Below are 22,180 nucleotides of genomic sequence, written 5' to 3' on the forward strand. Positions count from 1 at the left end.
GTGGAAGCGCACTTATTCTCGCACCAAAAAAGCAGGTTTTCCTATGCTTTTGGCAAAATCGTTCGCTTCTGCCTCGCTTTGAAAACCCTTGATAAAAACCCGATAAATCGGCTGGTTATCTTTACTGCCGGACACAATCTGGACATGATAGGGTTTTTTGAGAGTTGCCTTGAAATTTTCCTCAGCCTTTTGCGCGCCCTCTTGACTTCTAAATGCACCCATTTGCAGAGAAAAATTCCCCCCGCTGACACTCTTTTGACTCTCGCCCACCTTGAATTCTTGTTTGAGCGCGCTAGCCTGGGGGGCTTTATCTAAAGTTTTTTCATATTGTTTAGAAATCACTCCTCCAAAACCTAATACTTCCAATTTGACAGGCGCAATTCCCTTGCCCACCATGTCAATATCACGCGCTGCAACATTGGATAAGTCAATAATACGATTAGCTACAAAGGGGCCGCGATCGTTGATGCGCACAATAGTGCTCTTATTGTTGTCCTTATTAGTAACCTTGACAATCGTATTCATGGGCAGAGTTTTATTAGCTGCCGTGTGGGCATACATGTTATAAGTTTCCCCATTGCTGGTGCGTTTGGCATGAAAATTAGGCCCATACCAGCTGGCATACCCATCAAAAGTCTGCCCAACATCTACTTTAGTGGGGTAGTATGTTTTATTTCCCACACGATAGGGGCGCATGGTAGCCCTCTGAATAGCTTCAGAGTCACGCATGCCCGCTGTCAGACTGCCAGCGGGCACATTAGCCATCGACTCGGGAGCTTGAGAGGGATTGGGGGAGGTATTTTGTGCCCTAGACTTTTGATGCTTATGCCAAAAAGAATGTTTGCGAGGTGCTGGTGCCCCAAAATCTCTAGCATCGTCATAGGCGCGTAAACTCTCGTGTTTGGCAAAGAAAGGGCGTGTATTCTTATTAGGAGTGGGAGAATTGCGATTCTGCGAACAGCCCCATAACACACATAAAAGCACTATACCCTGCCCTAAAGTCCTAGAATTTAGCATCATTACGGGCGACTTTTTTGAGGTTCTTAGATGAGGAATTTTGTTTGAGAATGGGAATGAAAAGTTGCTGGTGTGCACTCAAGAAAGAGCCCTTTAAATTGTTCATGGCTTTCAACATCGCCACACTGGTGTGAAATTTGCGCGCGATGGAATAGAGGGTTTCTTTGGGCTTGACCTTATGGGTTACAAAAGCTTGGAGAGGATTACCCGGCTTGTAGTGCTGCCTAAAATGCGCTAGGTTTTCATAGGGGATATATACCATGTAGGCTTTATCTGGGGGGAGGAAGTTGTAGTGAAACTGGTGGTTATAGGATTTGAGTTCACTTAAAGAGAGCTGTGCACTTTGGGCGATATGGGAGAGTAGAGTGCCTCCTGGTATTTTCAGGCTGGCAAGCGCACTCCGTGCCCCCCGATTTAATAGGTATTCTTTATGCCGCAACGCGTCCAAATTGTTAAAGGCAATGGCTAAACTCAAAATCGAGCGGATATAACCACGCGTTTCCCTAGGAATGAATTTCTTCTCATCGTCCAGTAAGACATTAATGTCATTGCTCCCAGCCTGCTGAATGGCTTCTAGCACCCTTCTAGGGCCGTAATTGTAGGCCATGGCAACTAGATACCACTCTTTAGTTTGTTTGTGGAGCATCTGTAAATATTTGATCGCAGCTTGGGTACTTTTAATAGGATCGCGCCTCTCATCCACAAAGGCATTGACTTCTAAACCTAACATTCTAGCCGTATCGGGCATGAGTTGCCAAATGCCCACCGCCTTTTTAACACTATAAGCACTAGTAGAGAAATTAGATTCGGCCATCGCCAGAAACAAAAATTCCACAGGAATATCTGCCTGAATGAGCATGCTTTTTATGGTGGGGATAAAAACCCCATTGCTGTCATAGCGTTTAACAAACTGATTCCAAGCCTCCTGCACGCCTTGTAGGGTTTGGGAATTATCCACGCTGGCTAGAAAACGCGCATCCACTCCAAAGCCATTGAGAGGCTTGAGATTGAGAGCGGTATTCATGGGTTGAGCGTGGGTAAAACTCTGCCATGCCAACAAAGCGGCGACTATGAGCATGCGTCTCATTAAGAGACCTTAACATGGGGCATTAGACTGAAAAGTGCAGTGGCGTTGGCATTAGTGATGCGTGCTAAATCTATAGGGCTTATCTTTAAAATTTCAGAGAGTTTTTGGAGCACTAGAGGAATATGCCTGGGCTCATTGCGCGTGCCTCTGAAAGGGTGAGGAGTGAGATAGGGGGCATCGGTTTCTAAAAGCAAACGATCTAGGGGAATTTGAGGCAGAATATTTTGGAGATATTTGGCATTTTTAAAGGTCGCTACACCTCCAATACCATAATAAAAGTTTTCGCAGAGATTAAGCAAGATCGCATCTCCATTAAAGCAATGCAACACTCCACGTAAGTGTGGGTAGGCCTTGAGAATGTCATAAGCATCTTGGCTGGCCTCTCGAATGTGCACAATTAAAGGTTTTTGATACTCGAGAGCGAGTTCTATCTGGGCTTTAAAAACTTCTTTTTGATGGGCTTTTGTGTCCTCATCGTTGGGGTCTAGGCGGTGGTAGTCCAAACCGCATTCGCCCACTGCTACGCATTGGGGGTGCTGGATATAGTGTTGCAGCTCTGCAAGATCAAAGTGCTGGCAATCTAGGGGATGTGCCCCTACGGCAAAATAAAGTCCCTCGTGGGAAGAACACAAAGCCAGTGCCCTGGGTAAATCTCTAGGGTCGGCTCCGGGAATAATTGCATGCAACATCCCCGCGCCCCTAGCCTCCTTGATAACTTGTTCTGCATCTGTGTTATAAAGATGGTGATCCAAATGACAATGCGTGTCTATCCACTCTAACATCAAGTCCTCCGCATAATTTGGCCTAATTATATTATAATCCTAGAGGATATGGTTTAAATTTGCCTTAAGGGAGTTTGGGATGTTTAGCGGGGTTATCCATCAGATCGCTGCCATTAAAGCCTTTGATCGCAATGTGTTAGAAGTTGGTAGCACCTATCGTCCTAAGTTGGGCGATAGTATTGCGGTCAATGGAGCATGCTTGACCGTGATTAGGCTTTTTACAGGGGGATTTGCTTTGGAGTTAAGTGCACACACACAGGAGTCAATCGCCCTAGAGAACTACATCCCCGGGGCGCATGCGCATATAGAACCCGCACTAAAAGTAAACGATCGCCTCGATGGGCATTTTGTGCAGGGGCATATCGATGGGATTGGAGTCGTCATGGAAATTAAGCCTTTGGCTAATCAGGTATGCCTGCAAGTTCAAGCCCCTAGCGATTTTCTCCAGCTTTGCATCCCTCATGGCTCGGTGGCACTTGATGGGGTGAGCTTGACCCTAAGTGAAGTACATGCAAATAGCTTTACTCTGACCATTATTCCCTATACCTTCGAAAATACTCTCTTTGCTACTTATAAAAAAGGGCGGCGAGTCAATTTAGAGAGCGATTTGCTAGTGCGTTCTGTAGCGCATTTGCTCAAACAAACCCCTCGCTCGCAGTTGAGCTGGCAGGATATTGATCGCATCGCGATGGGGTATTAATGGCATTACCCAAAGCCGTAGCCCTCGCCTACAATGTCGGGCAAGACAGCGCGCCCAAGGTAGTAGCTAGTGGAGTGGGGGTGATCGCGCGCGCGATTGTGGAAAAGGCTAAGGCCTTTGATGTACCCCTTTTTTGTAATGAGGCCTTGGTGGAATCGCTCTTAGATGTGCGCTTGGATACGCCTATTCCACCCGAGCTCTATTCGAGCGTGGTAGAGGTCTTTATTTGGTTGCAGAATGTTGAAAGCCAATCCGAATTGAGTTCTTAATATTTTTGTACCCATCTTGTGCATGTTATTTTCAATTTAATATTTAAATGCTAAAATCGAGCCTCCAAATTTAGTCGTGTCAATCAAGGAGTTTTGATGTCCAAGATGGTAGCTCCTCAGGGTGTGCCCGTTTGGGTGAATGAGGCGCGTTGTAAAGGTTGTGATTTATGTGTATCTGTGTGTCCGGCCGGAGTGCTAGGCATGGGTGTGCGCTTGGATCATATTTTAGGCAAAGTGGCTAAGGTGGCTTATCCGGAGAGCTGTATAGGATGTTGTAAATGCGAACTGGGTTGCCCAGATTTTGCCATTTATGTCGCTGAAAAAAAAGAGTTCAAATTTGCTAAGGTGTCTAAGGATGCCGAAGAGAGAGGTGCTAGAGTGCGGGCTAACCATTACATGCTCTTAGAAGAGAGTGTCGCGCAGGGGAGGGGTCAATGAGAGAAGTGATTTCTGATGGCAATGATTTAGTCGCTAAAGCGGCAATCGATGCGGGTTGTCGTTTCTTTGGGGGCTATCCGATCACGCCTAGCTCAGACATCATGCATGCGATGAGCAAACTCTTGCCTGCACATGGAGGGCATTTCATCCAAATGGAGGATGAGATTGGGGGGGTGTGTGTAGCACTGGGGGCTAGCATGAGTGGAGTAAAATCCATGACAGCTAGTTCGGGGCCGGGGATTTCTCTTAAAGTAGAGCAGATTGGTTATGCCTTTATGACAGAAACCCCCCTTGTGATTGTAGATGTCATGCGCTCAGGTCCCTCCACGGGGATGCCCACCCGTGTAGCTCAGGGAGATGTGAGTTTTCTAAAACACCCCTCGCACGGAGATTTTAAATCCGTAACTTTGGCTCCGGGCAATTTAGAGGAGATTTATAGCGAAACTTTGCGCGCCTTTAATCTGGCTGAAATGCTCATGACTCCTGTCTTTTTGCTCCTAGATGAAACCATCGGACACATGTATGGTCGGGTGCAATTACCCGATTTGCAGGCAGTCCAGGAGAGCGTGATCAATCGGCGCGTTTTTGAGGGCGATCCTAAGGATTACCAGCCTTACGGCGTGCCCCAAGATGAGTCGGCTATTCTCAATCCCTTCTTTAAAGGCTATCGTTACCATATCACGGGCTTGCACCATGGCCCCATTGGCTTCCCCACAGAGGATGCGCAAATTGGAGGTGCACTCATCGATCGACTCTTTCATAAAATTGACTCTAAAAGCGACATTGTCTGCAAGAATGAAGAGATGGATTTAGAAGATGCGGATGTGCTCGTGATTGGCTATGGTTCGAGTGCGCTCGCGATCAAAGAGGCTTTAAAAGATTTAAAAGCGCAAAATCATCCTAAGAAAATTGGCTTTTTCCGCCCCCTCACACTTTGGCCCAGCCCCCAAGAACGCTTCAAGGTTTTAGGTGAACGCTTCGAAAAAATCCTTGTGGTAGAGCTCAATAAGGGGCAGTATGTGCACGAGATTGAACATGTCATGGGACGCAAAGTGGAGGCGTTGTTACAAGCCGATGGACGACCCTTTACCCCTAGGCAGATTGCGCTAAAAATAAAGGAGCTCTAATGGCATTTGATTATGATGAATATTTACGCGTAGATAAAACCCCCACGCTCTGGTGTTGGGGCTGTGGTGATGGGGTGATCTTAAAGTGCATTATCCGCGCCATCGATAGCTTGGGCTGGAATATGGACGATGTGTGCTTGGTGAGTGGGATTGGGTGCAGCGGGCGCATGAGTTCGTATGTGAATTGCAATACTGTACACACCACACACGGGCGCGCACTGGCTTACGCCACCGGGATTAAGTTAGCCAACTCCAAAAAACATGTGATTGTGGTGTCCGGCGATGGAGATAGCTTTGCTATTGGAGGGAATCACACCATCCATGCTTGCAGACGCAATATCGATCTTAACTTGGTGTTGGTCAATAACTTCATCTATGGGCTCACCAATTCACAAACCTCCCCCACTACGCCTAATGGCATGTGGACAGTTACCGCCCAAAGTGGCAATATTGACAATCACTTTGACCCATGCGAGATCACCATGGCCGCGGGAGCGAGTTTTGTCGCGCGCGAGAGTGTATTAGACCCCAAGAGATTGGAGCGCACTCTAGCGGAAGGCTTTAGTCATAAGGGCTTTAGCTTTGTGGATGTGCATAGTAATTGCCATATCAATTTGGGGCGCAAAAACAAAATGGGCGAGGCGGCACAGACCTTAGCGTGGATTCAATCTCGTTTACTGAGCAAACGCCAATACGAAGCCTTAAGCCCTGAGGAGAGGGAGGGCAAGTATCCCACCGGTGTGCTCAAACATGACACTTCTAAGGTGGAGTATTGCGAGGCTTACGAGGGTGTGATTGAGAAAGCCTCTAAGAAAGAGAGGAACTAGCCATGAGTTTAGAATTGCGTTTTACGGGCGTAGGCGGACAAGGGGTCTTGCTAGCTGGAGAGATTTTAGCCGAAGCCAAGATCGCCACGGGCGGGTTTGGCACTAAAACTTCTACTTACACCAGCCAAGTGAGGGGTGGGCCTACCAAAGTGGACATTATTTTGAGCTCCGAAGAAATCATCTACCCTTATGCCAAACGGGGCGAGATCGATTTTATGCTCTCAGTAGCCCAAAGCAGTTACAGCATTTTTAAGAGCGATGTCAAGCCCGGGGGTGTGGTGGTAGTTGACCCCAACTTAGTCCATCCCACTCCAGAGGATGAGGCCAAGTTTCAACTCTACAAAATCCCCATTATTAGTATTGCCAAAGATGAGGTGGGCAATATCATCACCCAATCTGTGGTTGCGCTGGCTATTACCATCACCTTAATGGAGTGCGTGGAACGCGCCCAGGTGATCGAAACGATGATTTCCAAAGTGCCAGCTAAAGTGGCAGAACTCAATAAAAAAGCCTTTGAGATTGGAGAAGCGCACGCGCTCAAAGCGTTGGAAGCAAAGAAAATCTCTTGAATTTAGACATTATTGCGGGCATTGCTGCCACGCATCCCACCCCCTTTTATCTCTATAACTTTGATCAAATCGAGGAGGCCTTTTTAGAGTTTAAAAACGCCTTTAGCGGGGGTAAATCCCTGATTTGTTATGCCTTGAAAGCCAATTCTAATTTAAGTTTATTAGCCCATCTAGCGCGTTTGGGAGCGGGGGGGGATTGTGTCTCCATTTATGAAGTGCGCCGTGCCCTGCTAGCGGGCATCCCCCCTTATAAAATCATCTTTAGCGGGGTGGGCAAGCTAGAGAGCGAGATTCAAGAAGCCCTAAAGAGCAAAATTTTATTTTTAAATGTGGAGTCTTTTGAAGAACTTCGACTGATTGAGCGCATCGCTACAAATTTAAACACCCCCGCGCGTATCAGTGTGCGGGTTAACCCCAACATTGATGCACAAACCCACCCCCATATCTCTACGGGTCTATGGGAAAATAAATTTGGGGTAGAGGAAAAAGAAGCGGTGCAGATGTTCATGTTTGCCAAACAATCCCCCTTCTTAGAACCGGTAGGCTTGCATTGTCATATTGGCTCCCAACTCATCGAGCTAGAACCCATCAAAGAAGCGAGCGAAAAAATGAGCGCGCTCGCGCGCTTTCTAATAGCCAGTGGGATAGAACTCAAGTTTTTAGACATGGGCGGAGGGCTTGGCGTGGACGAGGGCAAGGGGTGTATTAGCATTGCGGACTACGCTAAACCCCTTAAAAGCGTGGCGCAAAAATTAGACTTGACTTTAATCTGTGAGCCGGGGCGCAGAATTGTGGCTGATAGCGGAGTGCTAGTTAGTCGCGTGCAATATGTCAAGTCTAGCGCGCAGAAGAATTTTGTGGTAGTTGATGCGGGGATGAATGACTTTGTGCGCCCCGCGTTGTATGGGGCGCGCCATCAAGTAGAGGTGCTTAACGCCCAAGAGGGCGAGCAAGCTCTTTTTGACATTGTGGGCCCGGTGTGTGAGAGCGCAGATTGCTTTTTAAAAGGGGTAGCTTTAAGGGGGGTGGCTAGAGGAGATTTGCTGGTGTTTAAGCAGGTGGGAGCTTATGGGGCGAGCATGGCTAGTCATTATAATAGCCGTCCTAAGATTTTAGAGCTAGGTTTAGAGCAGAGTCATGTACATATTTTAAGAGATCGAGAAAACTTTTTCGACAACATCGCCCATGAGATCGGGCATTTGGAGAGTATAGGTATCCATGCTAAGAGGGCACAGATCGATCGCATTGATGAGGCATTGAGCAAGCTGTTAAACACCCGTTTAGCTTTAAGTCAAGAAATCGCCCAAGACAAGCAAAAGAGCGCTTTGAGCATGTATAACCCTGTGCGAGAGGCCCAAATTTTCAAGAAAGTGGGCGCTCAACTAGAGAGCATCTACACAGAGATTTTAAGCGTATCAAGGGCATTGGTAGGCCCTGAAAAAGTGGGGATCAGCACCCACACAAGCACAGCTAGAAGGCTTTTGGGGCAACAATTTAAGTTAAAACTCTACAACCCTCTAATGCTTTTTGAGGCGATTTTGCTCAAAGGTGTGGATTACGGGCTTTTTGAGGTGCGGGGTAGTAATGCCTACGCACAAGGGCTCAAAGCCTTGAGTGTGCATATTGAGCACCAATGCCTAGAGATCGCGCATAGCTTTAAAATCGCGAGCACATGGTGTTTGCTCGTGGGGCGTTTTGGCTTCTTGGCACAGGAAAACCCTACACGGCGCGCGTGGTGGTTTGCTCCCACAGAGGGAAAAGAAGTGCAAGTCCTTTTGAGCGCGTGCACAGACCCCTACTTTTTAGCCACACCACTAGGGTGCTTGCTAGAAGCCAATGCAGACCTAGAATTACCCACCCATTTAGAGCCCCTATGTCTAGGCACTTATTCCACCACACGGAGAACAAGTGGAGTTTAAACCCCTGAGTTTAGAGCTAAAAGGGCTGTTAGACGCGCATTTGCAAGCGGATAATTTTAGCGTGGCGGATGTGAATTTTACCAATTTGTATTTGTGGAAAAATGCTAGGGACATTCGTCTAGCCCTTGTGTGTGGCTGTGTAGTGATCCGCACACAATACCCTAAGCAAACCCCTTTTTATTTTTACCCCATCGGGGCGGGGAATAAAAGGGCGGTTATTCAAGCCCTATTAGAATTAGAACCCAAACTAGAGCTACGCGCCCTAGAGGAACAACATAAGCAAGAACTAGAGGTGTACTTTCCCAATGTTTTTGCGTTTGAGGCAAGGCGAGATCGCTTTGACTATATCTACCACACTGCCGAACTCGTTGCCCTGCAGGGCAAAAAATACCATAAAAAGAAAAATCACCTCAACGCCTTTTTAAAACAATACCCCCACTTCACTTACGAACCCATCGGTGCGCACAATCGCGATCAAATTGCCAGTGCTCTCACAGAGTGGCGCACCTTAAGGCAGGAAGATCAAGCCTTAGATGACGAGCATCGGGGCATTTTGGACACGCTAGCTGTCTTCGAAGAGTTGCAATTACAGGGGGGGGTTATCCGCATAAGGGAGCGCGTGGTGGCGATGAGTTTTGGGGAGAGAATTAATACGGATATGGCAGTGATACACATCGAAAAGGCAGACCCCCGTGTACGCGGAGCTTACCAGATGATCAACCAACAACTCTTAGCCCACGCCTTTAAAGACTGCCCCCTAGTCAATCGCGAAGAGGATTTAGGCATTGAGGGCTTGCGCCAAGCCAAAATGGGCTATCACCCTGCCTTTTTACTACAAAAATTCCACGCTAACTATAAGGATTGACATGCAAGAAGCCATCTTTGGCGCGTTTCACTACACCCAGCCCCTGCAGAGTTTTCAGGCATTTCACCATGCCCAATTGCAAGATTTGTGTGAGCGCATCGATGAACAACGCCATACGGGCTACTTTGTGGGTTATATTCACTACAATGCCCTAAGTGCGACCACCTCTAAAATCCCCATTGCCTACTTTACCCAGTTTGCTAGCAAAGAGGCCTACACCCCTCAACCTCCAGCAAACATGGCTTTTTACCCCCAAATTAGTACGCCCATAGATTTTAACACCTATGCCCATCAATTTAAGGCAATTCAAGAGACATTTGACAAGGGGGAATGCGCGCAGGTGAATTTAACTTTGCCCTTGCACCTCAAAACCCACGCCACACCCCGCGCCACTTTTGAACAAGTCTTGATCAACCAACACACCCCCTATTGCGCTTTTTTGCCAAGCCCCTTTGAAACTATTTTAAGTTTTTCGCCCGAATTGTTCTTTGATTTGGATTATGCCGCGCAGACCATACGAGTCAAGCCCATGAAGGGCACGATCGCACGGGGAGCAACCCCAGAGCAAGACGCGCACAATAAAACATTTTTGCAAAACGATCCTAAAAATCGTAATGAAAACACCATGGTGGTGGATTTATTCACCCAGGAGCTCGCCCAAATCGCCCACAAGGTGGAGGTTACTAAGCTGTGCGAAGTGGAAGCCCACCCAACTCTCTTTCAAATGACTTCTACTTTAGTGGGCACGCTCAAAAGCCCCCGGCTTTTCCCCATTTTAGAGGCAATCTTCCCCTCTAGCTCGGTAACAGGCGAACCTAAAAAGAAAAGCATGCAACTCATACAAGATTTAGAGCAACATGAACGGGGCGTGTATTGCGGAGCGATTGGGATTATTGACTCTGAGCGAGCCTTTTTTAATGTGCCCATCCGCACCATGTGCGCGCCTACGCAGAGTCAAACCTACACTTTGTGCGTGGGCAGTGGAGTAACTCAGGCCAGCCAGCTCGAATCGGAATACCAAGAGTGCTATTTAAAGAGTTTCTTTATCTTGCCTAAGATCGAGTTTAGCCTGATTGAAACCATGCTAGTGCGCCATTTGGAGATTTGGCATAGAGATTTGCACGCCCAGCGTCTAAAGACAAGTGCGCGTTATTTTAACTTTGTCTATGAAGACTGGCTAGAACATTACCAGCCCACCCAAGATGGTATCTTACGCCTTTTATGGCATAAAGATGGCTCATATGACTTAGAATACAGCCCCCTAGAACCCCCCAAGAGCACGAAATTGCTTTTAGCCAAGAAGCCCCTAGACCCCTGCAATGATTTTTTAATCCACAAGACCACCTACACCCCATGGTATGAAGAGGCACGCACGCAGATTCAAAGGGGGGATTGTTTTGATGTGTTGCACTACACTCCTGAGGGGCAACTTAGCGAAGGAGCACGCAGTAATCTCATGTTAGAGATAGAGGGACAACTCTACACCCCAGCATTTGGCACAGGGCTTTTAAAAGGAGTGGGGGTTACCCGTTTGATCGAGGCGGGGCGTTGCACTCCTAAGACATTGAGCTTAGAGGACTTGAGGCGGGCAGATAAGATTTATGCCACCAACGCCATTAGGGGCGTGGTGGAGGTCAGGCTAGAAGAGCCCATGTTATAATTTGCACACCATACCATAAAGGGGTTTTATGCGCTACATCAAGTTTTACAAAGAGATCAACAACAGAGATGTTAACCTAGTTGGAGGTAAGAATGCGAGCATTGGGGAGATGTTTCAAGAACTCGTGCCTAGTGGGATCAAAGTGCCTAATGGCTTTGCCATTACCAGCGATGCCTATTGGTATCTCTTGGAAAAAGGGGGCATTAAAGCCCAAATTGTAGACCTATTAGAAGGTGTGGATGCGACCGAATTAGATGTTTTAAAAATGCGCTCCAAGCAGATTCGCGACCTCATCTTTGGCACGCCTCTGCCTGCTGATTTACGCGATGAAATCCTACAAGCCTATCAGATACTCAGTGATGAATATCACATGCGTGAGGCGGATGTAGCCGTGCGTAGCTCAGCTACGGCAGAAGACCTGCCCGATGCCTCCTTTGCGGGCCAACAAGATACCTATTTGAATATCAAGGGAAAAACCGAACTCATTCACTACATCAAGGCGTGTTTAGCCTCGCTTTTCACCGATCGCGCTATCAGTTACCGCGCTTCTAGGGGTTTTGATCATTTAAAAGTAGCTTTAAGCGTGGGGGTGCAGAAAATGGTGCGTGCAGACAAAGCCAGTGCGGGGGTGATGTTCTCTATTGACACGGAAACGGGCTTTAAAAACGCGGTCTTTATCACTTCTAGCTGGGGCTTGGGGGAGAGTGTGGTGGGAGGGTTAGTAAATCCCGATGAGTTTTATGTCTTTAAACCCACTCTAGCCCAGGGCAAAGAACCCATTATCAAACGCCAATTGGGCGATAAGAGTAATAAAATTGTATATGCGAGTCGGGGGAGCGAACACCCCACTAAAACCATTCCCACTACACCCAAGGAACAACATAGTTTTTCTTTAAGTGATAGCGATATTTTAAACTTGGCACGCGATGCAGCCATTATTGAAGAACATTATACCAAAGAAGCGGGGCAATACCGCCCGATGGACATTGAATGGGCTAAGGATGGGGATAATGGGGAGATTTTCATCGTGCAGGCACGCCCAGAGACCGTGCAGAGTCAAAGCCTTAAGCAGAATGCTAAGGTGTATGAAAAATATCATTTCAAGAGCGCGCCCCCTAAAGAGGCGTTGCTTACAGGTAAGGCGATCGGGGGCAAGATTGGCATAGGCAAGGTGCGCGTGATCAATAGTCTCGATCACATGAATATTTTCAAGGAGGGGGAGATTCTAGTGACAGATAATACCGACCCAGATTGGGAGCCCATTATGAAAAAGGCCAGCGCGGTGGTTACCAATCGGGGTGGACGCACCTGCCATGCTGCCATTGTGGCTAGAGAAATTGGCGTGCCCACCATCGTAGGAGCGATTGGGGCAACCGAATCGCTCTACACGGGCATGGAGGTTACGATCTCGTGCGCGCAGGGGGAAACGGGCTATATCTATGCGGGTGCGCACGCCTTTGAAGTGGAGCGCATCGCCCTAGATTCCATGCAAGAGCCCAAAACCAAAATTTATCTCAATATTGGCAACCCGGAGAAAGCCTTTAAATTCTCACAATTGCCCAATCACGGCGTGGGGCTGGCGCGCATGGAGCTTATCATGCTCAACCAGATCAAAGCTCATCCCCTAGCCTTAGTAGATTTACACCACAATAAAAGCGTGCCTGAGCGCGATCAGTTAGAAAATTTAATCGCGGGATACGAGAGCCCTAAAGATTTCTTTGTCAAAAAGATCGCTGAGGGAATGGGGATGATCAGTGCGGCCTTTTATCCAAAACCGGTGATTGTGCGCACCAGCGATTTTAAGTCCAACGAATACATGCGCATGCTAGGGGGAAGCGCGTATGAACCCCATGAGGAAAACCCCATGCTAGGTTTCAGGGGGGCAAGTCGCTACTATTCGGACCTTTATAAAGAAGCCTTTGCTTGGGAGTGTGAGGCTTTATGCATGGTGCGTGAAAAAATGGGGCTGACCAATATGAAGATTATGATCCCCTTCTTGCGCACCATTGAGGAGGCTAAAAAGGTCTTGGAGATTCTGCGTAAAAATGGGCTAGAATCGGGCAAAAACGGGCTAGAACTCTACATTATGTGCGAATTGCCCGTAAATGTGATCTTAGCGGATGATTTCCTCAATCTCTTTGATGGCTTTTCGATCGGCTCGAACGACTTAACCCAACTCACTTTGGGCGTGGATCGGGATGGACAATTAGTCAGCCATGTCTTTGATGAGCGCAACCCGGTGATGCTGGAGATGTTTAAGCGCGCCATTGAGGCCTGCCAAAGGCATGGCAAGTATTGCGGAATTTGCGGGCAAGCCCCCAGCGATTACATCGAAGTAGCAGAGTTTCTAGTCAAGCAGGGCATTAGCTCCCTCTCGCTCAACCCCGACTCGGTCATCGCCACTTGGAATAGAGTCGTGCAGTTGGAAGGGCAAGCGTGAATTTACTCTTGCTCTCAGGCGCGCTCTACCAGGGCAAGTTTTTAACCTACGCTCTGCCTTGGATTGAAAAGTTTATAGAGGTGTACCAGCTTAAAGGAAAACAACTCGCTTTGATCGCCTATGGAAGCGTGCTTAGAAGTCAAGAGGAATGCGAAACCAACATGCGCACACTCTTAAAAGATTTTGGCATAGAAGTGGTGGGTGCGCATAGAGGGTTGGAGATTATCCACACCTGCGCAGGGCTTATTATGAATGGGGGGAATAGTTTTAAGCTCCTAGAGGGTTTGTATCGACATAATTTACTAGAGACCATTAGAGAACGCGTTAAAGTCGGCACGCCTTATCTAGGCTGGTCGGCTGGCTCTAATGTAGCGACTCCTAGTATCCACACCACTAATGACATGCCCATTACTTACCCTCCAAGCCTACAAGCTTTAAATTTAGTGCCCTATCAGATTAACCCGCACTTTCCTACTGGCTCGGCTAATCATGAGGGGGAGAGTCGGCAGGAGAGATTGATCGAGTTTTTGGCCCTCAATCCTCAAGCAATCGTCTATGGTATACCCGATGGTGGGGCGTTTTGGGTGCAAGGGGAACAACACACCCTCTTGCATGTGGCTAACCAACCCTTTTATAAATTCGAGCACCACCAACCCCCCCAACTTGTCAAAACAAGACCCGCTATCTCTGGCTAGGAACCATTGACACGCTCCCCATAGCTGAAAGCCATGGGGTTAATACCCCGACCCTTACGCATTGGCCTTTTATGCTTGCAGTCTATCCCTGTAGCTTTAAACTTGTGGGCTTTGGAACGCAAGGGTGTTTAGCACGGCAGTAAAAACATACTAACAGACTCCACAATGCCCCTAACCATAGATAAATATCCATAAACATGGTGTAGGGTGCTGGGGCAGGGTGCCAGAGTTGGAAACTGAGTACGAGTGCAAATAGTATACCCAAAACCCTATGCACGCGGTAAGCAAGCACATTCCATAGAGCCAAACTAATCCAAGCAAAGGGCGGGTAAGCTAGACTAAAGGGCAAAAACCCCAGCGCGTCCGCAAAAACCACACCCCCAAAGAACACCAAAAAAAATGCCACAGCGCGCGAGTACGGCCGTAATCCTAGTTTAATTCCCCCCATCCACAGCGCCACGAGTAAACCTAGAGGACTAAGCTTGCCAAATAAGCCCACAAACAGCATACTTAGATTTAACGCACTCCCATTCAACAAGTGCAAAAAAGCCCAAGGGTAGAGTAGCACCCCCATCACTAAGCCTGCCTTTAACACAGCGTACGCGTGCGTGCGTGCAAAGACTAACCCCCCCGCTCCCAACACTAAGAATAAATCAGAACTAACAAAGTTTTCCATCAAAGGGGGACAAGCGGCATCTGAAGCCCTTCTTAATATGTGTCCTCGAAGTCTAGCATAATTAGACCAATATTAGTCTGCGAGTAGTCTAAGTATGGGCATAAGGCTTTTAAAAAAGCATGAAGAGACTTTGAAAACGAGTTAGTGGGATTTGATAGAGAATCTGATCGCGCGTTTTTACTCACCAACTACCCCTAGAAGAGTTTGAGAAACTAGCCAAGACCATTGCCAAATTCAGAGGTGTGGATAAAAAACTTAAGAGGGATATAGCTTTTACTAGGCTATGACCCACACTTTGACTACCATGAGGTGATGCACATGCAAGTGAGCGAATTTTTGGCCTACGCGCAACTGACTAAAGAGATGTTAGAGAAGACGCACGGGATCAAGTAGGAGAAACAGATAGGATTAAGTTTGAGAAAGCCAGCTTGTTTGAGGAATTTCCAGCGAAAGCGGGGAACCTGTGGCGCGCTATCGCTTGAATTTCAAGACGAACTTAAGCCCCAAAAAGAAATTTTGAGGCAAAATGCACGCAAAGGCTTCTTGCCATGCTCGCTCATGGCGGTCCTCCTGAGCTGGTTTACCCCCTGGCAGCAGGGGGCATCTCTGTTCTAGCCTATTTAGTCTTGTCTGACCTTTTCTTGTGTCTAACTTCTAATTATTTTTTTCAGGGTTATTCCCCATGCAAAGCGAACTCAGTATTAGAATTAGACCCCAATTAGATGCCTTTAGGGAGAGCATGGGTGCAGCACGGCATGCCCTTTCTTTAGAAAAACTTCTAATGGCGTAGTAGAAGGCGTGCAAGCCTCCATGTGCTCCTTACGCAATAATTTGAACTCTTCTTTGCGCTTAGGAGAAGTAGCTAGCACGCAGGTGCAGGCCATCATGCGGAATTGCGCCAAGTCAACACCGCAGTGATCACCCAACGCTTTAATGAGAGCATGAACCGCATTGAGGAGAGCGTGGGGGTGTCTTAAACATTTCATGCAGTGTTCTCGAGCGCTATAGCAAGATAGAGAAATCATTAGGCGCTACTTCTACTGCCGTTCTTGCACTATGTTCTTGGTGTATGATGTAAGTCATCGTTGAACTGCAGTCTAAAATGGTCACCTTTAAAGTGACCCTGCTCGATTGCTTGTTGTCCTGCCATACTTTTAAAGTATTGGTTTAACAGCAGAAAATAGGCGTCATGATAGACACCAGTTAAGTTTGGTTGGTAGTAGGGAAAGCTCTTCGGGTTGAGCACCCATTCTGCGGCTTTGTTATAGGCTTTAAAAAGTTTTTGCGCAGCGCTGCTATGCCATAGATCAAAGCCATTTTCCGCAAGCAGTTGCCCTGCCACACTGATGGGAGTAAGTGCAAAATGTGTGTAGGCAATGCCTTTAATGCCCTTAGTGGGTCCGCCATTGTAATTAGCAGTGTTGCTACGCACAATCTCTTTTGCCATCACGCCACTCTCATCAATGGCATTTAAAATCCACTCTTGCCATTTATGCGCCATACTCGAAAGCAGATCAGGATCATTTAAAACAAGTGCGCTGCTCACGCCTAAAAGAATAGCCCAAGCTCCGATATTGTTAGTTTTCTCATAGCGTGCGTAGGTTAGCATGCGACGCGCAAATTGCTCAAATAGGGGACTAGCAAATTTTGAGCGAATAAAGAGATAGGCCATATTCATATAAGGCATGTAGAAATTGATCAGGTTTTTGGCTTCCTTTGAGCCCACCACTCCAAGATTTTGCGCCCATTGCTCTAAAATCTCTCTAGCCCTTTGAGCGTATTCTTGTTTCCCACTTGTCAAAAAACCCAAAGCCAAATCATAGGATAGAGTGGCCGATCTTTTAAACTCTGCACTACATGGATCGACTTTTCTTTCGCCCGTTAGGGTGTAGTGGGGTAGTGTGTTGAGTTGTGTGCATGCGTGAATCTCCTTTTGAAGTTTTCGATGCAAATGGAGAGTGTGCTCCAAATTAGCAGAGCAGAAGTCTCTAAAAAAATATTGCGTGGCCTGCAGAGCACTTAAAAAACATAGCCCTAAGAGTAGCATTTTTGCCATCGCGTTCCTTCATGTTACGTTTAACACCTAGGAATATGGACATTGACCGCTAGACCTCCCAGCGAGGTTTCGCGGTACTTGGCATCAATGGACTTACCTACTTGGAGCATGGTTAAAATCACCTCATCAAGGCCTACCTTTGCCTGATAACCATCTTCAAGAGCCAAACGCGCCGCAGCAACGGCTTTGATTGAGCCCACGACATTTCTCTCAATACATGGAATTTGCACTAACCCGCCCACAGGATCGCAGGTTAAGCCCAAATGGTGCTCCATCGCAATTTCAGCCGCGCTCAAAACTTGGTGCACGCCCCCGCCCATCACAAAGGCAAAACCCGCTGCTGCCATGGAAGAAGCCGCTCCCACTTCCGCTTGACACCCCGCTTCTGCCCCGCTGATCGAGCCGTTCTTTTTATAGAGATAGCCGATGGCACAACATGTAAGCAGAAAATCCACAATTTGCTCTTGAGTAAGGGGTTTAATATGCCTATGGCAGTAAAGAAGCACGGCGGGCACTACCCCACAAGAGCCATTCGTAGGGGCTGTAACCACCTTGTTACCGCAGGCATTCTCCTCACTCACAGCACGCGCATACATGGTGATGTAGTCCATCACGGCTAAAGGGTCTTGTGGGTTGGAGTGTTTGCTCATGCGCTCTTGAATACTGGGGGCTAGGCGATCCATGCCGATGCAACCGGGCAGGCGTTTTTCCTGGGCGTGCACCCCACTCTCAAAGCAGGCCAACATCGCCTCATACACTTCCAAACAATAGTTTCTAGCATAATCCTCGCCAAAAAGCGCGCTTTCATGCCTGGCTACGATGTGGGGAATATGGCAATGGTGCTCTGCACACAGCCCTTCTAGCTCTTTAGCACTATTGAAGTCAAAGGGAGTATGTTTGGCGTGAGTAGGGGTTGTCTTTTTGTGCTTGAGCTCCTCTTGTGTGTAAATAAAGCCCCCACCCGTAGAATAATAAGTTTCCTCAGCCAGTAAATTCCCCTGGGCATCAAAAGCTCGCACCACCATGCCATTCTCGTGCAATTCTAAAGCTTTGTTGTCAAATAGAATATCTTTGTGGAAATCAAAGGCAATATCATGGTGCTGGGCCAAAAAAATGTGCCCTTCTTTGAGAGCCCGTTGTACAATTTCTTGGCGTTGGGAAACACTCACTTTTTTAGCACTAATCCCACTCAAACCCACTAAACATGCCAAATCTGTCAAGTGCCCCTTGCCCGTGAGAGCTAAAGAACCGTGCAAGGTTACGCATGCGCGAGCTGTGCGTTCTAAAACCCCTTTTTCTGCAAGTAAGGCACAGAAGCGCACGCAGGCATCCATAGGACCTATGGTGTGTGAAGAGCTAGGTCCAATGCCGATTTTAAAAATAGAAGTCATAGATTGTGTATAAACTTCCTGTTGGGTTTTAATATCCATGTTCATCCTTTGACAAAGAGATCAATTACGGCGTTGAGTACGGTTAACACGCCTACAGCTAAGATAAAGGCATCTACCCAAAAGTTTCTAAAAACTTTCATCGAAGGGATTACATACATTGCCACGATGGGCAGAATAAAAGTGATGGTGGCTAGAGCAGGCCCACCCAAACTCTCAATGAAGCCCAAAATACTTGGATTGTAGTAGGAAACTAAAATGATGCTAATCCATAAAAACAGGGTTACGGCAATATCAATCTTCCTGTGACAACTAGGCGAGAGCTTATCTTTCACCAAGGTTTGCACAACCAATCCCTTTAAGCCCTCTTTAGCACCATAGTAGTGCCCGAAAAAAGAAGTGCTAATGGCCAAGAACGCTACAATGGGACCCGTATAACCGATAATGGGATTGCCCAATGTGTTAGCAAAATAGCTTAAAATAGGGATATTTTGTTCTCGCGCTTTGATAAAGTCAGCGGGTTCAAGGCACAGAATGCAGGAGAAAACAAAAAACATAACGAATAGGAGTAAGAGGGAAGTGTTGAGTAACTCGATCTGATTAGTTTTAAAGTGCTTGAGTTCCCCATAACGCCTCTCGATCGCTTGAGCAAAGGTAGAGATAATAGCACTATGATTGAAAGAGAAAACTAAGACGGGAAGTGTGAACCAAAGTGCTGAAAAGAAGCCCCCAAAGCTTGGAATTTCCGTAAGCATGGAAGTTTTCCAGTAGGGTATGAGGTAGAGTGAAAAGACAAATAGGATCAACGCCATAGGGTAAACTAAAGCATTGGCAACGCGCGTAACAATAGTCGTGTTGAAGATCATCACAAAGATCATGCCGCTGACTAAGTGTTCGGCTAAAAAAAAGCGATTATGTTCGAAATAGTTGAGGCCGAGTTGGTGGGCAAAAAAGGATTCTGCGGTGTTGGTAATCCCTACTCCATAGGCAAGACAAATGGGATAAAAGGTAAAGAAGTAGATAAAGGTGATGAAAAAACCGGCACTTTTGCCAAAATAAGTCGCTGCATGGGTGATGTCATGGTTGCCAATCGCGTTCACAAAGCGCGCTAGAGCTCGGTGACTAAGCCAGGTCATAGGAAAGCTCAAGATTGCCATCACTACCACAGGCCAAAAGCCTTGCGCCCCAGCCTTGATGGGTAAGAACAAAATTCCTGCCCCAATCGCCGTGCCAAACATGGACCACATCCAGCGGATATCAAAGAGATTTATCCTCTTATCCTTCTCCATCACCACCCTTTTAACGAGATTTTTTCATGCTAACAGATTTTCCCCCAGCCTCACAGCATAAATCAAAGACGCTCCACCGCCAATGGGTTGAGTGCTTAGTATGGTAACTCCACTCTACAAAGAGTCTCGTAGATTTTCAACAAGTCTTGATGGGGAGCAATATCGTGCACGCGCAAAATACTTGCCCCTCTTTGTAAAGCGATTAAGTGTAAAGCCAAGGTGCCACTTAGGCGATCTTGCACCTCTCTATCACAAATCTCACCGATACATTTCTTACGACTTGCACCCACAAGTAGAGGGTAACCAAAATGCAAAAAATGCTCTAAATGCTGGATAAGGGCTAGGTTTTGTGCAGTGGTTTTGTTAAAGCCTAGACCGATGTCCAAAAGAATACTGTCAATCCCATATGTGCCTAAGCGCTCTAGTTGTGCGCTAAAAAAGCGATCCATTTCCAAAAAGAGTTGCTTATGGGGCGCAAAATGCTCCATGTCCATAGGCACCCCGTTAGAATGCATCAGCACCACTTGAGCTCTATAGGCCCTAGCCACTTGGCACATTTGCTCGTCTCTAAAACCATTAACATCGTTGAGTAATTGAAAGCCATGTTGTAGGGCAAAATCAGCCGTCTTAGGATTATAGGTATCTATGCTAAAAATGGTGTGTCGGGTTAGGTTGTTAGCTTTGATTTCTAGGCAAATATCTTTAAGACGCACGATTTCTTCTTGTGACTCAAGGCGTGCGCTAAAAGGGCGCGAGCTGGCCGCGCCAATGTCGATGTAAGCGGTTTTTTGTTCTAAATAGTGATAAATCTTCTCCAAAGCCTGTTGGGTATTGTGGCGACTCTGGGGGTAAAAACTATCTGGAGTGATGTTGATAATACCCATCAGAGTTGGGTTGCCAAAAACGGGAGGTTGAAGATGGGATTCTAACATCTTTGCCAATCGTTTTAGCCCAAAGGCTTGAGAAGTGCACTTCACACGCAGGCGTTCTAGTTGGTCGTAAGTGCCTACTAAAAGGCATGTATAGGCGGGTTTCTTGGCTAAAATGCAATCCTTGGGTGTGGCTAATTCAGCCCCTACACGCAAAGCTTCCTGCTTGAGGGTCAGAGCAGCACTTAAAGGCAAATCGGTGATTTTAAAAGCCAAGAGACGGGCTTTTTGGCTCATGATAGCCTGGCCAACAGGGTGGGGGGTGATGCGCTCTAATTCTAAGGCAAAACTAGATGGAGACATGCGCTCTAAAAACATCATGTTTCTCTTAGTTCTAACACCCTCAAGAGTAGGGGCAAGAGATTATAACTGGCGCGGTAATACAAAGAATTTGCGCGCATGGCCCGATCTATATCCTCGAGCATATCCAAGGGTAAGGAGATGGTGCTTTCTTGCAAAGCGTATAAAAAGGCCTGAATTTGCGCTTTGCCTTCTTCAAGATTGAGAGGGGTTTTATCTAGGTTTTGTAAGTAAGTGTACACATCGGCTAAAGCGCATGTGTGCAAGTTTAGGGGAAAACGCTCACGGGCGATCTGGGTGCGTCGATCCTCACAGGTAAGGCGTGAGAGAAGGGTGCTCAACAAGGCGTGTTTGTGCTTGGCAATTAAAACAAAGCGCGTATTAATAGGGGGCTCTTCTAAAATTTTGAGTAAGGCGTTCTGGGCAAAGACATTGAAGTGGTGCGCGGCGATGATGTAAATTTTCTCCCCCGCATAAGTGAGCACGCAACGACGCTTGATCTCGTGGGCATGCTCTATCTTGAGCTCATCTTCCACAAATAACTCTACAAAAATGGGAGGTTGCGTGTGTGTGTCCAGTGTTTTTTGATACACTAGAGCTTCTTGTTTGGGAGCGTTGGCAAGAATTAAAAGATTACTCATTTGAGCGCTAATTTCCCTAACAAACTTTCAAAGAGGATATTTTCAAAGACTTTATAAAATTGCAGTAACTTGAGATCGCACATGGGATCCAACGAGCTTAGAAGTGCCCCTGGACCATCAAGCAACCACAAAAAGTGGTCCTTGCTAGAAATGAGTTCGCTTAATACTCCTTCTTTGCCCACATACCAAAATATATAGTTTTGATAGGTCAAATCCAAGAGATGGCGAATCAAGGAAAATTCTTGTGTATCCTGTAAGAGGGATGCAAATCCAGACAACCCATCCACAATAGGCACTAGAGGGCGTAACTTTTGCGCGTTCAAGTGGGCAAAAACATAGTGTTTAAACCACAAGCGCTCTGTATCCACACATAGAAGCACACTGCCACCCTCTAACACATGGCGGATACTATGGCTAAAATTAGCCCAATCATAAGACTCTAGCCATGGGCAGTCTAACATAGCATGTTGCTCTTGAAGAATTTGGTGTGCTCGACGCACTAGCTC

At 47.0% G+C, this 22,180-nt stretch carries 21 protein-coding genes; 11 read left to right on the forward strand and 10 right to left on the reverse strand.

Annotated features, from left to right (window positions below):
• Positions 1-12: 12 nt before the first annotated feature.
• From C6H04_RS03280 to C6H04_RS03290, 3 genes are read right to left on the reverse strand one after another with little or no spacing between them, the layout of a single operon-like run.
• Positions 13-1,017: a septal ring lytic transglycosylase RlpA family protein gene (locus C6H04_RS03280; RefSeq protein ID WP_104732348.1), complete on the reverse strand. Its 1,005-nt coding sequence runs from the start codon at positions 1,015-1,017 to the stop codon at positions 13-15.
• A complete protein-coding gene (locus C6H04_RS03285; protein WP_104695838.1) occupies positions 1,004-2,104 on the reverse strand; it encodes a lytic transglycosylase domain-containing protein in 1,101 nt (366 codons plus the stop codon). Before C6H04_RS03285 ends, C6H04_RS03280 begins: the two co-directional genes overlap by 14 nt.
• Positions 2,104-2,886, reverse strand: a complete 783-nt coding sequence (locus tag C6H04_RS03290; protein WP_104732319.1) for a TatD family hydrolase — start codon at positions 2,884-2,886, stop codon at positions 2,104-2,106. Before C6H04_RS03290 ends, C6H04_RS03285 begins: the two co-directional genes overlap by 1 nt.
• 79 nt (positions 2,887-2,965) lie before the next feature.
• Here C6H04_RS03290 and ribE point away from each other — a divergent pair, with 79 nt between their 5' ends.
• The 11 genes from ribE (at position 2,966) to pepE (ending at position 14,395) form a co-directional block, all read left to right on the forward strand.
• On the forward strand, positions 2,966-3,586 hold the full coding sequence (gene ribE, locus C6H04_RS03295; RefSeq protein WP_104695840.1) for a riboflavin synthase: 621 nt from the start codon (positions 2,966-2,968) through the stop codon (positions 3,584-3,586).
• Positions 3,586-3,855 carry an EscU/YscU/HrcU family type III secretion system export apparatus switch protein gene (locus tag C6H04_RS03300; protein WP_104695841.1) on the forward strand — a complete coding sequence of 90 codons (270 nt, stop codon included), beginning with the start codon at positions 3,586-3,588 and terminating at the stop codon, positions 3,853-3,855. The genes ribE and C6H04_RS03300 overlap by 1 nt, the downstream gene beginning before the upstream one ends.
• Before the next feature lie 96 nt (positions 3,856-3,951).
• Positions 3,952-4,293, forward strand: coding sequence for a 4Fe-4S binding protein (locus tag C6H04_RS03305; protein WP_104695842.1), 342 nt, complete (start codon positions 3,952-3,954; stop codon positions 4,291-4,293).
• Positions 4,290-5,420: a 2-oxoglutarate synthase subunit alpha gene (locus C6H04_RS03310; RefSeq protein WP_104732320.1), complete on the forward strand. Its 1,131-nt coding sequence runs from the start codon at positions 4,290-4,292 to the stop codon at positions 5,418-5,420. Before C6H04_RS03305 ends, C6H04_RS03310 begins: the two co-directional genes overlap by 4 nt.
• Complete coding sequence (locus C6H04_RS03315; protein ID WP_104695844.1) at positions 5,420-6,247, forward strand: 2-oxoglutarate ferredoxin oxidoreductase subunit beta; 828 nt, start codon at positions 5,420-5,422, stop codon at positions 6,245-6,247. Before C6H04_RS03310 ends, C6H04_RS03315 begins: the two co-directional genes overlap by 1 nt.
• 2 nt (positions 6,248-6,249) lie before the next feature.
• Positions 6,250-6,816 (forward strand): 2-oxoacid:acceptor oxidoreductase family protein, encoded by a 567-nt coding sequence (locus tag C6H04_RS03320; protein WP_104695845.1) that lies wholly within the window; start codon positions 6,250-6,252, stop codon positions 6,814-6,816.
• Positions 6,813-8,735: a diaminopimelate decarboxylase gene (lysA, locus tag C6H04_RS03325; protein ID WP_104732321.1), complete on the forward strand. Its 1,923-nt coding sequence runs from the start codon at positions 6,813-6,815 to the stop codon at positions 8,733-8,735. Before C6H04_RS03320 ends, lysA begins: the two co-directional genes overlap by 4 nt.
• Positions 8,725-9,600: a DUF2156 domain-containing protein gene (locus C6H04_RS03330; protein ID WP_104732322.1), complete on the forward strand. Its 876-nt coding sequence runs from the start codon at positions 8,725-8,727 to the stop codon at positions 9,598-9,600. Before lysA ends, C6H04_RS03330 begins: the two co-directional genes overlap by 11 nt.
• A gap of 1 nt (position 9,601) precedes the next feature.
• Complete coding sequence (locus tag C6H04_RS03335; RefSeq protein ID WP_104732323.1) at positions 9,602-11,260, forward strand: bifunctional chorismate-binding protein/class IV aminotransferase; 1,659 nt, start codon at positions 9,602-9,604, stop codon at positions 11,258-11,260.
• Positions 11,261-11,288: 28 nt separating this feature from the next.
• Complete coding sequence (gene ppsA, locus C6H04_RS03340) at positions 11,289-13,700, forward strand: pyruvate, water dikinase (RefSeq protein WP_104732324.1); 2,412 nt, start codon at positions 11,289-11,291, stop codon at positions 13,698-13,700.
• The gene (gene pepE / locus C6H04_RS03345; protein WP_104732325.1) at positions 13,697-14,395 is read left to right on the forward strand and encodes a dipeptidase PepE; all 699 of its coding nucleotides are present in this window, start codon (positions 13,697-13,699) and stop codon (positions 14,393-14,395) included. The genes ppsA and pepE overlap by 4 nt, the downstream gene beginning before the upstream one ends.
• 82 nt (positions 14,396-14,477) lie before the next feature.
• Here the strand turns inward: pepE and C6H04_RS03350 are convergent, their stop codons facing one another.
• The 7 genes from C6H04_RS03350 to C6H04_RS03390 all read right to left on the reverse strand — a co-directional run bounded on the left by C6H04_RS03350 (position 14,478) and on the right by C6H04_RS03390 (position 22,174).
• Positions 14,478-15,071: a hypothetical protein gene (locus C6H04_RS03350; protein ID WP_104695851.1), complete on the reverse strand. Its 594-nt coding sequence runs from the start codon at positions 15,069-15,071 to the stop codon at positions 14,478-14,480.
• A 1,054-nt stretch (positions 15,072-16,125) separates the two neighbouring features.
• On the reverse strand, positions 16,126-17,127 hold the full coding sequence (locus tag C6H04_RS03365) for an alginate lyase family protein (RefSeq protein ID WP_104732328.1): 1,002 nt from the start codon (positions 17,125-17,127) through the stop codon (positions 16,126-16,128).
• Positions 17,128-17,147: 20 nt separating this feature from the next.
• The gene (locus tag C6H04_RS03370) at positions 17,148-18,557 is read right to left on the reverse strand and encodes an L-serine ammonia-lyase (protein WP_104732329.1); all 1,410 of its coding nucleotides are present in this window, start codon (positions 18,555-18,557) and stop codon (positions 17,148-17,150) included.
• A gap of 2 nt (positions 18,558-18,559) precedes the next feature.
• Positions 18,560-19,804: an aromatic amino acid transport family protein gene (locus tag C6H04_RS03375; protein WP_104732330.1), complete on the reverse strand. Its 1,245-nt coding sequence runs from the start codon at positions 19,802-19,804 to the stop codon at positions 18,560-18,562.
• A gap of 95 nt (positions 19,805-19,899) precedes the next feature.
• On the reverse strand, positions 19,900-21,051 hold the full coding sequence (gene folP / locus C6H04_RS03380; protein WP_104732349.1) for a dihydropteroate synthase: 1,152 nt from the start codon (positions 21,049-21,051) through the stop codon (positions 19,900-19,902).
• The gene (locus C6H04_RS03385) at positions 21,051-21,674 is read right to left on the reverse strand and encodes a DNA polymerase III subunit delta' (RefSeq protein ID WP_104732331.1); all 624 of its coding nucleotides are present in this window, start codon (positions 21,672-21,674) and stop codon (positions 21,051-21,053) included. The genes folP and C6H04_RS03385 overlap by 1 nt, the downstream gene beginning before the upstream one ends.
• Positions 21,671-22,174: a HobA family DNA replication regulator gene (locus C6H04_RS03390; RefSeq protein WP_233711269.1), complete on the reverse strand. Its 504-nt coding sequence runs from the start codon at positions 22,172-22,174 to the stop codon at positions 21,671-21,673. The genes C6H04_RS03385 and C6H04_RS03390 overlap by 4 nt, the downstream gene beginning before the upstream one ends.
• Positions 22,175-22,180: the final 6 nt, after the last annotated feature.

The sequence above is a fragment of the Helicobacter salomonis genome (assembly GCF_900197775.1).
Taxonomy (GTDB): domain Bacteria; phylum Campylobacterota; class Campylobacteria; order Campylobacterales; family Helicobacteraceae; genus Helicobacter; species Helicobacter salomonis.

Bases quoted from the DNA above. Each gene is read 5' to 3' on its own strand.
- folP (WP_104732349.1), bottom strand. From the start codon at position 21,051: ATGTTTTTAGAGCGCATGTCTCCATCTAGTTTTGCCTTAGAATTAGAG.
- ribE (WP_104695840.1), top strand. From the start codon at position 2,966: ATGTTTAGCGGGGTTATCCATCAGATCGCTGCCATTAAAGCCTTTGAT.
- C6H04_RS03350 (WP_104695851.1), bottom strand. From the start codon at position 15,071: ATGGAAAACTTTGTTAGTTCTGATTTATTCTTAGTGTTGGGAGCGGGG.
- C6H04_RS03305 (WP_104695842.1), top strand. From the start codon at position 3,952: ATGTCCAAGATGGTAGCTCCTCAGGGTGTGCCCGTTTGGGTGAATGAG.
- ppsA (WP_104732324.1), top strand. From the start codon at position 11,289: ATGCGCTACATCAAGTTTTACAAAGAGATCAACAACAGAGATGTTAAC.
- C6H04_RS03335 (WP_104732323.1), top strand. From the start codon at position 9,602: ATGCAAGAAGCCATCTTTGGCGCGTTTCACTACACCCAGCCCCTGCAG.
- C6H04_RS03285 (WP_104695838.1), bottom strand. From the start codon at position 2,104: ATGAGACGCATGCTCATAGTCGCCGCTTTGTTGGCATGGCAGAGTTTT.
- C6H04_RS03320 (WP_104695845.1), top strand. From the start codon at position 6,250: ATGAGTTTAGAATTGCGTTTTACGGGCGTAGGCGGACAAGGGGTCTTG.
- C6H04_RS03385 (WP_104732331.1), bottom strand. From the start codon at position 21,674: ATGAGTAATCTTTTAATTCTTGCCAACGCTCCCAAACAAGAAGCTCTA.
- C6H04_RS03315 (WP_104695844.1), top strand. From the start codon at position 5,420: ATGGCATTTGATTATGATGAATATTTACGCGTAGATAAAACCCCCACG.
- C6H04_RS03310 (WP_104732320.1), top strand. From the start codon at position 4,290: ATGAGAGAAGTGATTTCTGATGGCAATGATTTAGTCGCTAAAGCGGCA.
- C6H04_RS03370 (WP_104732329.1), bottom strand. From the start codon at position 18,557: ATGGATATTAAAACCCAACAGGAAGTTTATACACAATCTATGACTTCT.
- C6H04_RS03300 (WP_104695841.1), top strand. From the start codon at position 3,586: ATGGCATTACCCAAAGCCGTAGCCCTCGCCTACAATGTCGGGCAAGAC.
- C6H04_RS03280 (WP_104732348.1), bottom strand. From the start codon at position 1,017: ATGCTAAATTCTAGGACTTTAGGGCAGGGTATAGTGCTTTTATGTGTG.
- C6H04_RS03290 (WP_104732319.1), bottom strand. From the start codon at position 2,886: ATGTTAGAGTGGATAGACACGCATTGTCATTTGGATCACCATCTTTAT.
- C6H04_RS03375 (WP_104732330.1), bottom strand. From the start codon at position 19,804: ATGGAGAAGGATAAGAGGATAAATCTCTTTGATATCCGCTGGATGTGG.
- C6H04_RS03365 (WP_104732328.1), bottom strand. From the start codon at position 17,127: ATGGCAAAAATGCTACTCTTAGGGCTATGTTTTTTAAGTGCTCTGCAG.